The 16110-nt window shown below is 70.7% G+C and carries 9 protein-coding genes and 2 pseudogenes; 10 read left to right on the top strand and 1 reads right to left on the bottom strand.

Annotation, left to right across the window (positions count from 1 at the left end):
- Positions 1 to 17 precede the first annotated feature (17 nt).
- The 10 genes and pseudogenes from ABZ562_RS11175 to ABZ562_RS11220 form a co-directional block, all read left to right on the top strand.
- Entirely contained in the window at positions 18 to 7415 is a 7398-nt protein-coding gene (locus ABZ562_RS11175) for an SDR family NAD(P)-dependent oxidoreductase (RefSeq protein ID WP_361476578.1), read from the top strand.
- Between the two features lie 58 nt (positions 7416 to 7473).
- The gene (locus ABZ562_RS11180) at positions 7474 to 7704 is read left to right on the top strand and encodes an acyl carrier protein (RefSeq protein WP_361476580.1); all 231 of its coding nucleotides are present in this window, start codon (positions 7474 to 7476) and stop codon (positions 7702 to 7704) included.
- Complete coding sequence (locus ABZ562_RS11185) at positions 7701 to 8924, top strand: beta-ketoacyl-[acyl-carrier-protein] synthase family protein (protein ID WP_361476582.1); 1224 nt, start codon at positions 7701 to 7703, stop codon at positions 8922 to 8924. Before ABZ562_RS11180 ends, ABZ562_RS11185 begins: the two co-directional genes overlap by 4 nt.
- 32 nt (positions 8925 to 8956) lie before the next feature.
- Complete coding sequence (locus ABZ562_RS11190; RefSeq protein WP_361476584.1) at positions 8957 to 10189, top strand: wax ester/triacylglycerol synthase domain-containing protein; 1233 nt, start codon at positions 8957 to 8959, stop codon at positions 10187 to 10189.
- Positions 10190 to 10646: 457 nt separating this feature from the next.
- Positions 10647 to 10816: pseudogene (locus ABZ562_RS11195) on the top strand (pirin family protein); the annotation flags it as partial.
- Between the two features lie 512 nt (positions 10817 to 11328).
- Positions 11329 to 11703, top strand: a complete 375-nt coding sequence (locus tag ABZ562_RS11200) for a BlaI/MecI/CopY family transcriptional regulator (RefSeq protein ID WP_361476586.1) — start codon at positions 11329 to 11331, stop codon at positions 11701 to 11703.
- A gap of 634 nt (positions 11704 to 12337) precedes the next feature.
- Positions 12338 to 12685, top strand: coding sequence for a hypothetical protein (locus ABZ562_RS11205; RefSeq protein ID WP_361476588.1), 348 nt, complete (start codon positions 12338 to 12340; stop codon positions 12683 to 12685).
- Positions 12686 to 13036: 351 nt separating this feature from the next.
- Positions 13037 to 13885 carry a DUF5134 domain-containing protein gene (locus ABZ562_RS11210; RefSeq protein WP_361476590.1) on the top strand — a complete coding sequence of 283 codons (849 nt, stop codon included), beginning with the start codon at positions 13037 to 13039 and terminating at the stop codon, positions 13883 to 13885.
- Between the two features lie 326 nt (positions 13886 to 14211).
- On the top strand, positions 14212 to 14508 hold the full coding sequence (locus tag ABZ562_RS11215) for a heavy-metal-associated domain-containing protein (RefSeq protein ID WP_361476592.1): 297 nt from the start codon (positions 14212 to 14214) through the stop codon (positions 14506 to 14508).
- A gap of 79 nt (positions 14509 to 14587) precedes the next feature.
- Positions 14588 to 15135, top strand: a pseudogene (locus tag ABZ562_RS11220) (HAD-IC family P-type ATPase); the annotation flags it as partial.
- Between the two features lie 104 nt (positions 15136 to 15239).
- On the opposite strand, the gene ABZ562_RS11225 reads toward ABZ562_RS11220, so the two are convergent.
- Positions 15240 to 16079: a helix-turn-helix transcriptional regulator gene (locus ABZ562_RS11225; protein ID WP_361476594.1), complete on the bottom strand. Its 840-nt coding sequence runs from the start codon at positions 16077 to 16079 to the stop codon at positions 15240 to 15242.
- Positions 16080 to 16110: the final 31 nt, after the last annotated feature.

A 16110-nucleotide genomic window follows, 5' to 3' on the forward strand; every position in this document is an offset into this window, starting at 1 on the left:
GTTTTCGGAGACGTCCCTTGCCGTTCCCCCAGCAGCCGAAGCTCCCGCACGCCGTCGCCGTCGTCGGCGTCTCCTGCCGTCTCCCCGGCGGCATCCGGAATCTGGACGACCTGTGGGGAGCGCTCGCCGTCGGTCGCGATGCGGTGACCACGATTCCTGCGGACCGCTACCGTGCAGCGGACTTCACGGACGGGCGACGGAAGCGACCCGGCCGCAGCTACACGGCGGCCGGCGGATTCCTGGACGACATCGCGGGGTTCGACACCTCCTACTTCACGGGGATCTCTCCTCGCGAGGCGTCACGCATGGACCCGCAACAGCGGCTGCTGCTGGAGCTTGCGGTGGAGGCCCTCGACGACGCCGCGGTTGACCACACGGACCTGGCGGGCTCGGACACCGCCGTGTTCGTGGGGTGCTCCAGCCGTGACTACGGCGAACTGCAATCCTGCGCCCCGGAGAGCGGGAACGCCTACACCATCACCGGGATGGCCGTCTCCAACACCGCCAACCGCCTGTCCCACTTCTTCGACTGGCACGGCCAGAGTGTGGCCGTCGACACCGCGTGTTCCTCGGCGCTGACAGCCTTGCACCAGGCGTGCGAGCATCTGCGCTCGGGACAGGCGCGTACCGCGCTGGCCGGCGGAGTCAACATACTGATCAACCCGCAGGGCTTCACGGGCTTCTCCAGTGCGTCGATGCTGTCCCCGACCGGCCGGTGCCGCGCCTTCTCCGCCGAGGCGGACGGGTTCGTGCGGGCCGAGGGCGGCGGTCTCGTCCTGCTGAAGCGGCTGGCGGACGCGCTTGCCGACGGTGACCGCATCCACGGCGTGATCGTCGCCGGCGGCACCAACAACGACGGCCGCACCCCAGGACTCGCCCTGCCCAGCGCGAAGGCCCAGGAGGGGCTGCTGCGGGAGGTGTACGCCCGTGCGGAACTGTCCGCGGACCACCTCGCCTACCTGGAGGCGCACGGCACCGGCACTCAGGCGGGCGACCCGCTCGAGTGCGAGGCCATCGGCCGTGCGCTGGGAGCCGGCCGGAGCACCGGAGCCCTGCCGATCGGGTCGGTGAAGAGCAACATCGGCCATCTGGAGGCCGCTTCGGGCATCGCCGGCCTGCTGAAGGCGCTGCTCGTGCTGAAGCACCGCAGCATCCCGGCCACCTTGCATGCGCAGCCGCTCAACCCCGGCATCGACTTCGGCCGCTGGAACGTCCGTCCCGTGGTCCGGCCGGAAACGCTCCTCCCGACCGCCGGGAGGTACGCCGGCGTCAATTCCTTCGGCTTCGGCGGCGCCAACGCCCACATCGTCCTCGCAGAGCCTCCCGAGCAGCCCGCAGCCGCCACGGCCGACGACGCAGGCCGCAGGCCGGTCCTGGTCTCCGCCCGCACCCCCGAAGCGCTGAGAGCCGCGGCGGAACAGATGGCGCAGCGGCTCGAACTGGCCGATCCGCACGAGTTCCACGACATCTCGTACACGTCGGCCGCGCGCCGTGGCCGCCACGAGTACCGTGCTGCCGTACTGGCGGGCGGTCCTGTCGAGGCGGTGGAAGCGCTCAACGCGGTGGCCGCCGGTGAGCGACCCGCCGTCCGCGGCGCTTCGGGTGAGACCGCGTTCGTCTTCTCCGGCAACGGTTGTCAGTGGCACGGGATGGGCGTGGAACTCCTGCGGGACGAGCCGCTCTTCCGTGCTGCCGTGGAGGGCGTCGACGCCGAACTCGCTCCCCGGCTCGGCTGGTCGGTCGTCGACGAGCTGACCGCGTCGGAGTCCCGGCTGCACCTGACCGAGGTCGCTCAGCCGCTGCTGTTCGCCGTCCAGATCGCTCTCGTGCGACTGCTGGAGGCCAGTGGCATCCGGCCGGACGCCGTCGTGGGCCATAGCATCGGGGAGATCGCCGCCGCCCACGTGGCCGGTGCCCTCGATCTGGCCACGGCGTGCGTGGTGGTGGCCGAGCGCAGCCGTGCCCAGGCGCTGACCGCCGGCCGGGGCCGGATGGCGGCCGTCGGCTTGTCCCTGGAGGAGGCGCGCAAGGAGATCACCGCGTTCGACGGGCGCATCGAGGTGTCCGGCGTCAACACTGACAGCGACGTCACCCTCGCCGGAGATGCCAAGGCTCTGGCGGAGCTGGGCAAGGAACTGATGGCGCGCGAGGTCTTCTTTCGCGAACTGGACCTCGACTACGCCTTCCACAGCAAGGCCATGGACAGCATCGAGGAGCCGCTGAAGGCGGCTCTCTCCCGTGTGCGCCCAGAGGGGACGCGCCTGCCTTTCGCCTCCACCGTCACCGGGAACCTGGTCGCGGGCGAGCGCCTGGACGCGGACTACTGGTGGCGCAACATCCGGGAACCGGTGCTCTTCGCTGAAGCCGTGCGGGCGCTGGCGGACTCCGGGTGCGCTGTGTTCGTCGAGATCGGCCCGCATGGTGTGCTCGCCCCGTACCTGCGGCGTCTGGTCCCGGACGGAATGACGGTCGCGGCATGCCGCCGCGGCCAGGACGGGCCCGAGACACTACGGCGTACGGCCGAACGCCTGCTGGCAGCCGGCGACCGCGTGGACGACACGCACTCCCCGCGGCGCGGCAGGGTCGTGACACTGCCCTCGTATCCCTGGCAGCGTGAGCGGCACTGGAACGGCTCCCCCGACTGGTGGGTTCACGTCCCGCAGGATCCCACCGTCGTCCATCCGCTGCTGGGCCGCCGGGCTGCCGTCGCCGAACCGGCCTGGCATCAGACCGTCAGTACCGCGCGGCTGCCCTGGTTGTACGACCACGAGGCCGATGACGCCGTGGTCATGCCCGGCACCGCATACGTGGAGGCGGCCCTCGCCGCGGGTCGCCATGGCTTCGCCGGCGGCGTGGCCGCCGAGGTCACCGACCTCGACATCGTGCGCGCCCTGGTCATGCCGCGTGACGATGAGAGCGGCGAGGTCGTCCTGCAGACCTCGCTGTCGGAGGAAGACGGCGTCGTGCGCATCGCCTCACGGCGGGACGCCTCGGCGGACTGGCAGACGCACGCCCGCGGACGGGTACGCCGTCTGGTGTCCACACCGCCCGTTCCGGTCGACGTCGACGCCGTGCGCAGCCGCGTGAACGGCATCCGCGTGGACGCCACACAGCACTATGAAGAAGCAGCCCGCGCCGGCCTGATGTACGGCCCGTCCTTCCGCGTCCTGACCGAACTGCGGGTGGGAGAGGGCGAGGTACTGGCTGCCTTCTCCTGGGACCCCTCATCACCGGCGGACGGCTACGAGGCCCACCCCACGGTGCTCGACGGCGCGCTCCAGGCGGCCTCCCCCCTTCTCGCGGAGCTGCCCGGCGGCAGGATGTACGTGCCGACCGCGATCGGCTCCGCCCGTGTGTGGAGCGCTCTGCCGGCACGCGGGCTGGTCCATGTCCGCTGCGTGGCGACGAGTACCGAGGAGGCTGTCTTCGACCTCACGGTGATCGAGGAGAGCGGTCACGTGGCGGCGGAGATGACGGGCTGCCGGCTGCATGGTGTGGCAGCCGGGCCGACGCAGCCGCTGCAGGAGCTGACGCAGGTGTTGCGAGCGGCTCCGCGCACGATCGAGTGGACGCCCGGCCCTGCTCCCCTGCCGTCACCCACAGCACTGGTCACGGCCACAGCCGCCGAGCGGGCCGCGCTCGACGCCCGCCGCGGTGACCAGGACGCGGAGTTCGCGCCGCTCCTCAAGGAAACCGTCGGACACTGGGCTGCGCACGCCTTCTCCCGACTACTCGAGGGCGTCAACGAGTTCCGGGTCGGCGACCTGGTGGCGGCGGGGGTCCAGCCGAAGTACGGCCGCTACGTGCGTCTCCTGGCGGGCATGGCGGAACGGGCGGGGCTGCTCGAACGGGTCGGCGAGGAACGCTGGCGCTTCACCGGCGCCCCCGCCCGTCCCCTGGAGCACGCGCGGTCCTGCACCACGAGGTTCCCTGAGTGGATCTCCGCCATCGCGGTCTACGTCCGATGCGGAACCCATCTGACGAAGATCCTGCGGGGTGACGTCGATCCGCACGAGTTGCTGTTCGCCGACTCCGACCGCCACCTCGTCGAGGCGCTGTACACCAGTACTCCGGACGTACGGATCCATGGTCAGTACGCCCGTTCCCTGGTGGCCGCCGCCGTGGAGACATGGCCACGGGACCGCCCCCTTCGTGTGCTGGAGGTCGGGGCGGGCACCGGCGGAACGACCAGTGCGCTGCTTCCCGTACTCCCCCCGCATCTCACGCAGTACGTGTACACCGACGTCTCGGCCGCCTTCTTTCCCCGGGCGCAGGCCCGTTTCGCGGCCTATGACTTCGTCGAGTACCGGACCCTGGACCTGGAGCGCGACCTGGCGGACCAGGGTTTCGGGGCAGGATCGTTCGACCTCGTGATAGCGGGCAACGTCCTGCACGCCAGTGGGGAGATGAAGGCCACGCTGCGCCGGCTCGGCACTCTGGTGGCAGACGGCGGACAACTCCTCGCGCTGGAGAGCCACGACGAGGAGATCCTCGGCCCGTGCTTCGGACTGCTGGACGACTACTGGTCCTTCACCGACTCCGAGGTGCGCACCGCACCATTGCTGGCCCTGGAGAAGTGGCCACCGCTGTTGGAGGAGTGCGGGTTCGACGAGGTCGCCCAGGTCGCGAGTGCCGTCTCCGGCGGCGCCTACTCGGTGCTCTGCGCCCGCCGTTCCTCACCTCGCCCCTCCACCACGCCGAGCGTGTCGACGAATCAGGCCGGCGGGCGCTGGCTCGTCGTGGCCGAGAGCCGGAGCGACAGTCTCGCCACGGCTCTCGTCACCGCCTTGACACGAGCAGGTGCCGACGAGGCCGTGGTCGTCGGCACGCACGGGGACGACGGCGTGTGGCAGGACCGGATGCTTCCGGGCGAGGGGCCGCCGGCGGGGGTGGTCCTGCTCTTCGACGGCGCGGGCGACGCAGCAGACGCGCGGCCTGACACTGTGCGCAGAGCGGGCCTGATCAGGGCGGTGGCGGCCGCCCACGCCACCACGGCCGCGGACGGTGCGGGCGCGCTGTGGCTGGTGACCGGCGAGACCGGCCTGTTTCCGCCACCGGACCGGGCGGTGGCCCCTGCGGACGCCGCCGTGTGGGGAGTGGGCCGGGTCCTTGCCAATGAACGCGCGGGCCTTCGCGTCCGGCGGCTCTCGCTGGCGCGTTCCGCCGACGTGGCGGCAGACGCCCGACGGCTGTCGGCGGAGCTGCTCGACGCCACCGACGACGAGGACGAGGTCGTCCTCACCCGCGCAGGCCGTTTCGTGCCCCGGGTGCTCACCTGCCCCCCTACGACCCGCGAAGCGGACGGCACCAAACGCCCGTACTCCCTCGAACTGCGTCAGCCCGGGCTCGGGCACCAGCTCGCGTGGGTTCCGGCCGCCCCACTGGAGCCCGGCCCGGGCGAAGTCGTCATCCAGGTGCGTGCGGCGGCGCTGAACTACCGGGACGTGATGCTGGCGGCAGGGCTGCTGCCGGCCGGCGCCGAGCCACCGGTGCCCGGCGGGCCGGCTCTCGGTCTGGAGTGCGCCGGCGACATCGTCGCCGTCGGGCCTCACGCGGGCGACTTCGCCGTCGGCCAACGGGTCTTCGCCTTCGGGCACGGCACTCTCGCCTCCCACGTACGGGTGCGGACCGAGCAGACCGGCCGTATCCCCGACGGGATGCGCTACAGCGACGCCGCGACCCTCCCGGCTGTCTGTCTCACCGTCCAGCACAGTCTGGAGGACCTGGCGCGCCTGGCGCCCGGCGAGACCGTGCTGGTCCACGGAGGGGCCGGCGGGGTCGGTCTCGCGGCTCTGCGCTACGCGCAGAACGTCGGCGCCCGGGTGATCGCCACTGCCGGCACCCCCGCCAAGCGGGACCTGCTGCGCATGCTCGGAGTCGAGCACGTCCTGGACTCCCGCAGTCTCGCCTTCGCCGACCAGGTGAAGGCCGCCACCGGTGGCAGGGGCGTGGATGTGGTGCTGAACTCCCTGGCGGGTGAGGCCATCGGACGCGGTCTGGAGTGCCTGCGCCCCGGCGGTCGGTTCATCGAACTCGGCAAGCGGGATATTTATGGCAACCAGCCCCTGCTGCTGCGCCCCTTCCGCAACAACCTGGCCTACTTCGGTGTCGACATCACCCGGCTGGTCGCGGACGCGCCGGACGCCGCGGCAGAAGCGTTCGGAAAAGTCGTCCACCGTGTGGGCACGGGCGAGTACGCGCCGCTGCCGCACCAGACGTATCCGGCCGCGAACGTCGCGGAGGCACTGCGCAGCCTGCGCCACTCGCGCCACCTGGGCAAGGTCGTCGTCACCTTCGACACGGGCGAACCGGTGCACATCGAGCAGCCCGACACGCCACTGAGCCTCAACGCGGAGGCGACCTACCTGGTCACCGGGGGCCTCGGCGGTTTCGGTGCGGCCACCGCCCGCCATCTCGCCCGGTGCGGTGCCCGTTCTCTGGCACTGGTCGGCCGCCGGGGCGTGGCCTCGCCCGAGGCGCCGGCCCTGCTCGAAGAGCTCGCCGCGCTCGGAGTCGAGGCCGAGGCGTTCGCCGTCGACGTCACGGACGCGAAGGCGATGGGAGAGGTCTTCGCCCGGGCGGACGCCGCGGGCCGTCCGGTACGCGGCGTCGTGCACGCCGCCATGCAGCTGGACGACGCCCCGCTGGCGGAGTTGACGGCAGAACGCTTCGCCTCCGTCCTCGCCGCGAAGGCCGAGGGCGCGGACGTGCTGGACGCGCTCACCCGCGACCGGCCGACGGACTTCTTCGTCGTCTACTCCTCGATCGCCGCCCTCGTCGGCAACCTCCACCAGGCGCCGTACGCGGCAGCCAACCTGCACGTGGAGGCCCTGGTCAGGGCCCGCCGGGCAGCCGGACGTCCGGGGCTGGCCCTGGCCTGGGGAGGCATTGGGGAAACCGGTTACGTCGCACGCAGCGGCCTGACGGAGAACATCGCACGATCCGGGCTGGGACTGCTGCCCCCCGAAACGGCGTGCGAGGCACTCCACCGATGTCTGAGCCGGGGCGCGGTGTCGACGACCGTCGGGTTCGTGGACTGGGCGAGGCTGGCCAAGATCCTCCCCGCGCTGCGGGCTCCCCGGTTCACCGCGCAAAGGAGCCCGGAGACGGCCTCGGGAGCAGGGGCAGAGAGCTTCCAGGAGCGGTTCGAGAAGGCGAGCGGCGCGACGGAGCAGGCGGCCCTCATCAGCGACACGCTCACCGACCTCACCGCGGCCATCCTGCAGACCCTCCCGACCCGCCTCGACCGCTCCGCGAACCTCGCCGACCTCGGACTCGACTCGCTCATGGGCACCGAGCTCAAAGCCACACTGCACCGGGTGTTCGGCTGCGACCTTCCCGTCATGGAGCTGATGGCAGCCGGCAGCGTCGACGGGCTCAGCGCACGCATCCACCAGTCCCTGGCCTCACCCTGACCACCGACGCAACAGCCCACCGACGACCGCACCCGACGCGCCCACGAGAGGAACGGCGATGTTCGACGAACTCCGGCACATCCTGGTCGAGAAGCTGCGCATCCCCGCGCACGAGATCACCCCTGAGGCCACGACGTTCGAGGTGGGCCTCGACTCCCTCGCCGTGATCGAGTTGTCCGCGGAGATTCGCCGGCGCACCGGCGCGCAGGTCCCGCCCTCCGAACTGGGCGAGATGGAGCAGCTGGGCGACATCGCTGAGGCGATGCGGCAGCGGGCAGCCGCCCCGTGAGCGGCACTGCCGAGGTGGCGGTCACGGGCCTGGGGCTGGTGACTCCGGCCGGGGTGGGAGTGGCCGCCGCTTGGGAGGCGGTGTGCGGCGCTACGAGCGGCGTGGCAGTGGACCCGGCGCTGGCCGACGGTCCGGTCCGGCTCGCCGCCCGGGTGTCCGGATTCGACGGTGAGGCACTACTGGGTGGCCGTACCGCGCACAGGACCGACCGTTTCGCGCAGTTCGCCATGGTCGCAGCCCGTGAAGCGCTCGCCGACGCGAAGCTGGACCCGGGCGCGTGGGGCGGGGCACGGGTCGGTGTGGTGGTCGGCACCGCACACGGCGGGTGCGCCACTTGGGAGAGTGAACACCGAGCGCTGCTGGGGGACGGCCCCGGGGACCTGTCACCCTTGTTCCTGCCACGCCAGCTTCCCAACATGGCAGCCGGACACGTCGCCATGGACTGCGCCGCACACGGCCCCGCCCTCGGGGTGTCGACCGCATGCGCCTCCGGGGCCACCGCAATCGGCGTCGCCCGGGACCTGCTGCTGCTCAACCGGTGCGACGTGGTGCTCGCCGGCGCCGCGGAAGCACCCGTCACCCCCCTGAACGCCGCGGGCTATGCCCGGATGGGAGCGCTGTCGCGGCGGCATCATGACCCTGCGTCGGCCTCACGCCCCTTCGACGCCGACCGGGACGGATTCGTCATGGCAGAAGGAGCAGGCATGCTGGTGCTGGAACGCGGCGAGGACGCACGTGCCAGAGGCGCGCGGGCGCGGGCCCTGCTGGTCGGTTACGGTGCCAGCGCCGACGCGTACCACGTCTCCACGCCGGAGCCGAACGGCCGAGGAGTGTCGGACGCCGTGCACGCCGCGTTGACCGACGCCGGCACGACAGCATCCGAGGTGGGCCACATCAACGCACACGGCTCCTCCACTCCGCTCAACGACCGGTTGGAGTCGGCTGTGATCGAGCGTCTCTTCCCGAACAGGCCGTTGGTGACGTCGACGAAGGGCACGACAGGCCATCTGCTCGGTGCGGCGGGTGCGGTGGAGGCGGCCTTCACGGTGCTGGCGGTGGAGAATGCCCTCGTCCCTCCCACCGCCAACCTCGACCGGCTCGACCCCGCCGTGCGCATCGACGTGGCGGTACGACCCACCCCTGTGCCCGTGGAACTGGCGCTGTCACTGTCGATGGGTTTCGGCGGGCAGAACGCGGTGCTCGCGGTGGCCCGCGCATGACACGCCGACGGCAGGAACCCCGACTTGGCCCCGTGGACCGCGCGTTCACCTCCATGGGCGTCGACATCGCGTCCGACCATCACCTGCACCACACACTCGTGCTGCGGCTGCCCGGAGAGCCACCCGGGCTTCAGCTCCTGCAACGGCACGTGGCCGCCCGCATCGAGCGCCTGCCGGCACTCACCGTGCGACTGGGTGCTCGCAACCGACGCTGGACGGCGGGCCCTCCCGTGAGGATCGCTGACCAGGTCCGCGCCCTCGCCGTTCCGCCCGGCGGTGTCGCCGCGCTCGAACACTGCCTGGCAGGCCAGGACCTGCCTGAGGGCACCCTGTGGAGCCTGACCCTTGCCCACGGCTACGCCGACGACGAGTACGCCCTGTGCTACCACTCGCACCACGCCTTCCAGGACGGGCAGGCTGCCATGCACGTCCTCCAGGTGCTGTTCGGCGTGCAACCGGACGTCACGGACACACGTGACCCGGGGCCGCGGTGGCGAGCTGTACGCGCAGTGCGACCCGCCGGGCTGGCAGCCGTGATGGCGGGCCTCGCCAGGTCCCTGCTCCCTGCTCCGCACATGTCCGAAGCCTTGGCCGGCGGTGTCCGCGGCATCGGCCGCAGCTCACCCGCCACCACGGAGCGCCGGGTCGGCAGCGTGGACGTCGATGGTCTGCGTATGCATCGCCTGGCCCGCCGGGCACACGTGAGCGTCAACGACATCTACCTCACCTGCGTCGCCGCTGCCCTGACCGAGCACGCCGGCCCGCAACGACGCCACGCCTGTGTCCCCCTCGACCTGCGGGGTCGGGGCGAGGACACCGACGGCCCCGGCAACTGCCTGGGGATGGCCCGGGTGGCCCTGGGCGAGGGGCCCGAGGGGCCGACGCCCGCTGAGGTGTGCAGGGCAAGCCGTCATACCCGATCCCCCCACTACAGAGCGGCGATGCGAGCCCTCCTCGACCTGGCTCCAGGACCGGTCGCACGGTGGGCGACCCGGCACCTCCTCTCCCCCGGCAGTACCCAGCTCGTCGCGTCCTACATGGCCTTTCCCCGCTCGCTGGCCTTCGCCGGGCGGACTGCGCACGACGTCTACGCCATTCCGCCGCTGTTGCCCGGCCACGTGTGTTTCAGCGTACTCAGCACCTACGGCCGAAAGGTGCGAGTCGCGTTCAGCAGTGCACCCGGAGACCCGGAACCACAATGTCTGACCGACGCGTGGTACCAGGCGCTGGAACGGCTGGAGGCGCTATCCCAGCGTGAACCGTAGGTCCACCTCTCGCGTGCCCCCTGGCGTCGGCCACGGCCTTTGTCCGGCCCAGAAGGGTCGGTTCGAAGCACTGCCGAATCGGGCTCTGAAGCGGGGTGAGGACCTGCGCGGCGAAGTCGATGTCCGCGCGGGCGATGCCCTCCGCCGCGTCCGACCCGGCCTGCGCCGACGAGGCGCGCGCCGTCGCTCGCGAGAGGCTCGAGATGTACCTCAACCTGACGAATACCCTCGACAGCTGGAAACGGATGGGTTCACTGACGAAGACGTCGCCAAGCCGGCAGCGACCGCCTCGTGGACGCCGTCGTCGCCTACGGCACCACCGATGCCATCGCGGCGAGGCTGATGGAACACCGGATGCGAGCGCAGATCACCTGCCGGTGCAGGTGCTGACGTCACCCGACAGCTCGTGCCCGCATTCGCCGAACTGGCCGGGCCACTCGGCCTGCAGTGAACGTCCGACCGAATCATCTGGAACTTCATCGGCCGCTCCCACGACGACATCACCCAGGCCCGCGAGGACTGGTCGGCGGGCCACCGCTTCGGCACCGTGCACGGCTACGACGGCCCTCCGCTCCCCGCCCCCGAACTCCCCCGGTGCCCCTGAAGCCGCGCGGACGTACACGCTGAACTGGGATTTCACCGGAGGCACACGGCATCCGGCTGTTTGAACTCTACGGCCGAAAGCGAACGGCCTTGCGGCGGAGGCACGCCTCCTCCAGGCCCTGCCCTTTCCGCTCACGACCCGACCGAGATGGCCCCGACCGTGCACGCCAGCGGCGCCGGCACCTGACCTCCTGGCGCCCTCGTGGCTGACTGACGGACCACCTTCAATCGCGTGCTTGGCACACTATTCGTTCCCCGAGATCTGCTCCGCACGGACGACCCGCGCTCGCTGCTGACGAGCCACCCGAGTCATACGGGGACGGCGATCAGGCGTCCACACCGTTGCCCGGGAGCCAGGACGGTCAGCGGCGGTTCCGCTCCCCCGCCCGTGGTGATGAACGCCTCGCCACGCCGACGGGTACCCGCGCAGGCGGTCGTCGACCACCTGCGGGCGGTCCGACACCGCCGGATTCGCAGGTCTGGCCGTTGCGGGCACATACTATGCGGCTTAGGTTTTCAGGGAAGGAGGCGGCTCGATGCGAGGATTCGGCGAGCTGGAACAGTCGATCATGGACGTCGTTTGGGGCGCCGGGGAGCCGGTGACCGTACGTTCGGTGCTGGAGCGGCTCAACGAGCACAGGCCGCGCCCGCTGGCATACAACACGGTGCACACCGTCACGGAGATCCTGCACCGCAAGGGCTGGCTGACCCGCGCCAAGGACGGCCGGGCGTTCCGCTACCGGGCGACGAAGAGCCGGGAAGAATACGCGGCATCGCTGATCGCCCAAGTATGGGAGACCGGCGCAAATCCCACCGCGACCCTGCTGCGGCTGATCGACGAAATGAAGGCCGACGAGGTCGCTGAGCTACGTGCCGCGCTCGACGTGCACGTCGAGCGAGGGCGAGCATAAGGGTTCGCGAATTCCGCTGCTTGACCCCGCCCCGACGTGGTCCCGGCCACCCGTGTCCGGCACGCCACTGCACTTGCAAGGCCTGATAGGTTCACCACCACGGTCTACTCCTAGAAAACTTAGGTATTTAGCATGTGTGGCCTACGGGCCCGCTGGGCTACTCGCCTGGCTGCCGCGGCATTGCCGACCGTCGCGAGGCTGCTGAGCGGACCCACATCCGCTCAGCGATGAAGGCCGGCGTCTACACCGTGCCCTGGCAGACCGTCGCCGAGGACGGCGATGTCATGAGGCGGGGCTGCTGCCACCGTTGTGCTGCGATGGGTCCTTTACGCCGCTTCCGCTCTGGCCCTCGGCGGACTGGTGGGCGAACGGCTGGCCGCGCGGCACACCACCGAAGGTGCCGACCAGCCCAGGTCCTGGGCATCACCAGGTGCCATGGCGGGTCTGCTGGCCGCGCTCGGGCTCGTGGCGTTGAGCGCCGGAGGGGGCAGTCCGGCCCGCGGCATAACCTCCCCCTCCAACTCGGCCCTGCTCGAAGGGCGACCAGCAATCCTGGCGGCAGTTGAAGCCGCCGGATGGCTGGGCACGGTGGTGGCCCGGCTCGTCGTCAAGCTCGCTCTGGTGGCGACCGCCTGTGCCCTCGCGCTGTGCGCCCGTCTGCGGCTGCACGGCACTGCTCGGCGTAACCCAACCGCCAACCGACAAGGACGCGGACCTGCCGTTCGCGCCGCCGCCGAGTGGCGACGCGATCACCGTAGGAGGGCGTGCTGATGAGATCGGCATCACCGCGACCGCCAGCACCGGACAGACCGTCCTGCGGCTGACCGCGCCGGACACCGACCGCGAGAACCCCGACAAACCGAGCCAGGCGTACAAGACCGCGCTCACCCTCACCACTCCCGGAGGCCGCAGCCGCGCCCTGCGCACACGGGGCTGCGGAGAGGGCTGCTTCTCCGGGCCAGTGAGTGGAAGAAGGGCCTGAACCTCCTCAGCGTCGAGGCCGGGGCCGAAGGCTGGGGCGGCGGACGAGAGACCCTCAGGGTGATGTGGCCAGTGCGCCCGGACCCTGGCCTGCTCGCCCGCGCGGTGAAGGCGATGCGCGCGGTCGGCCGCTTCACATCGCACGAGCAGGTGGCCGGCGACACTGCCGGCTGTCGCCGCCTCGCGCCGTGAACGCCCTCCCCCATCAAAACGTACTAAGGGCCATAGCAGTTGACGGCGCAAAAGCACGTCAATAGCACGCTGTGCGGAGAGCCGGTGTACAACCACACCGTCCCGTCGCACTCGGACGATCGGGAAGGCGAAAATGGGAATTCTTACTCTCAGTTGGTCCGTGGCAGTGGTGTCCGCCCTCGTAGCCGCCGTCAGCGCGGTCCGGATAGCGACCAGCAGCGGTGAAACCCGGTTCGCGGCGGTGGGTGATGGACTCATGGGCCTGTGCATGACCGCCATGGCATTGCCCGCCACCGTCGCCTGGTACGCGAGCTACGGCATGTGGTGGGCAACGATGTTCGCCCTGCTCGGACTCGGCGGCGTCGCCATGACGGTCAAGCACACACGCGAGGGCGGCTGGAAACACGGCCGCCACTGGGTACACCTCATCGTCGGCAGCGTCGGCATGATGATCATGACGCTCGCCATGACGAGCACGTCGTCCGGTCCGGTGCTCGCGCTGGGCGGCTCCTCAATGGCACACATGCCGGGAATGGAGAATATGGAGGAGACAACCAGTATGGGCCACATGGAAGGCATGGAAGGTATGGAGTCCATGCCGGGGATGGAGTCCATGCCCGGCATGGGCACCGCCGCAGTCGGCGGCGAGGCATCCACGGGGTCGACTTCCGCGTGGCGCCTCGCAATCGCGGCAATGGCCATCTACTTCCTGCTGTCAATCGGTGCATCCGTGTGGGCGCGGGTGCGGGGCACCGGCAAGGGCGACTTGGCCACGAGCCCGGAGGGCGGCCGAGGCCGGAGCTGGGGGCGCTGGTTGCTCTCCATGCCGGACACGGTGGTTGTTTTTCTGGCGTCCTTGACGATCTCCGTGTGGGACAGGGCCCGGACCGGGGAGCGGGCAGGCCAGGGCCGCCGTCGCAAGCTCGGCGCCGCACCGGACGCGGCACTGGCTGCCCACATCGGCATGGGTGCAACCATGTCCACGATGCTCCTGATGATGGTTGCCTGACGGCGTCCCTCCTCGCGCGAGACCAGCACTGAAGCCCAGTGCCAACACCGTGCATGCGCACCGATCTCGACCGCCCCCCGGGCAGTCGACCCGGCGGCGCGGGCAGCGACCGAGCGGCAGTGGCCCGGGTTGACGAGACCGAGTTTCGCCTGCGAGGGCTGGACCCCGAGTCACCCCGGTCATGGCGGCGGCGCCTTGGACCTTTTCGCGTGGGCAGTACCAGGGTTCACTGATACCCCCTAGGGGTATATAGTCGCCCTCGTCGAGGGATGGGAACACGCCCTCCGACAGACGACCGCAAGCAACGACACCCCGAGGAAGAAACCATGACCTCACAGACGGACCCCGGCTCCTGCTGCAGCTCAGACGGTTCATGCGGCTCCGCCGCCGCGGCCGATGGCCAGGACGCCGGCGTCACCACGGTGTACAAGGTCTCCGGGATGACCTGCGGCCACTGCGAGGGCGCGGTCTCCCAAGAGATATCCGCACTGGACGGCGTCACGGCGGTCAAGGCCGTCGCCGCCTCCGGCGAGGTAACCGTCACCTCCAGCGCTCCACTCGACGAGGCGGCCGTTCGTGCCGCCGTCGACGAGGCCGGTTACGAGCTCGCCGGCACGGCCTGACTCCCTCTGCGCCGCTCCTTCCAGGAAAGCGAATTGCTCCCCGCCGGGACGTACCGCTCCGCTGACACGGACGCCGTGCGGGCACGCTGTGCTCGTCGGCCGCGAAAAGCTCCTGCGGGAGTGGGCGATCGAACTTCCCCAGGAGCTGGCCGAAGCCAAGGCCGCCGCGGGGGCCGAGGCGCGTACGGCGGTCGCCGTCGCCTGGGACGGGGGGCGCGCGGTGTGCTCACCGTCGCCGACGCGGTCAAGGAGACCAGCGCCGAAGCGGTGGCCGAGCTGCGGAGGCTGGGCCTGAGGCCCGTCCTTCTGACCGGTGACAACCAGGCCGTCGCCGAATCCGTCGCCAAGGCTGTCGGCATCGACGAGGTGATCGCCGAGGTCCTGCCGCAGGACAAGGTGGACGTGATCAAGCGCCTGCGGGACGAAGGCCGTACGGTCGCGATGGTGGGCGACGGTGTCAACAACGCGGCCGCCCTCGCCACCGCGGATCTGGCCTTCGGCTACAACGTCGCCGCCCTGCCGTTGGCCGCCGCCGGCATGCTCAACCCGATGATCGCGGGTGCCGCGATGGCGTTCTCGTCGGTCTTCGTGGTGACCAACAGCCTGCGGCTGCGGTCCTTCAAATGATGCGCGGACACAGCGCAGCCCATGAAAGGTGCCCGGCCGGTCGGCCTGGCACCTGGCCGTCGAGGCTTGCCATCCTGTACGGCCGGAACAGGGGCAGGGAGACCCTACGGGCCTTCGCTGTGGCAGGGCTCCAGTTCATCCTCGACTGGCGCCGGCACCGTTGTATCGGACGCCCCGAGTGCGGCGTCGCCGTCAAGGTAGCGCCTGGGGGAGGTGCCGACGGTTCGGCGGAAGGCCGCGAGGAACGCGCTCGGTGTCGCGTATCCCACGGTATGAGCGACTTGGGACACGGGTCGGCCTTCGGCGAGGAGTGGCAGGGCGGCCCGCAGCCGCACATGGGTGCGCCAGCGGTCGAAGCTCATTCCCGTGTCGTGGACGAACAGCCGGGTAAGGGTGCGTCGGCTCACTCCGACGGCCCGTGCGTGGGCCTCAAGGCTTCGGGTGTCCGCTGGATCGCCGAGGAGCACGTCGGCCACCGCGCATACGCGTTCGTCGGTGGGCCGCGGTACATCGATGGGTTTGGTCGGCAAAGGGCGTAGCAGATCCGGCACGACCGCCTCGGCCCGCAGTCTCACGTCATCGGCGAGGTCCTGCCGGTAGAGGTAATGGATCAGGTGGGCCAGCAGCCCGTCGACGGCGACCGGTGTGGGCTCCGTCCAGTCCAGTGCGCACCGGCTCGGTTCGAAGTAGAGGCTGCGCAGCACCGCGTCGCGGGTCGCACCGGTCCGGTGCACGACCCCCGCGGGCAGCCACAGCGCACGGGTCGGCGGCAGCACCCAGTAGGTGTCGTCGACGGCGACGCCGAGCACACCCCGTGGAGTCCAGGCCAACTGGTGCTGCGGGTGGCTGTGCGAGGCTATCCACTGCCCCGACTGGAGGGGAAAGTTCCCCACGACGATCGCCCCCACACCGGGCGGGACGGCGCTTTCGACGGCCTCGGTCATGCCATCCAGCGTATGTCCTCAACGCGACATG

It is taken from the genome of Streptomyces sp. NPDC019937 (assembly GCF_040631655.1).
Taxonomy (GTDB): Bacteria; Actinomycetota; Actinomycetes; order Streptomycetales; family Streptomycetaceae; genus Streptomyces.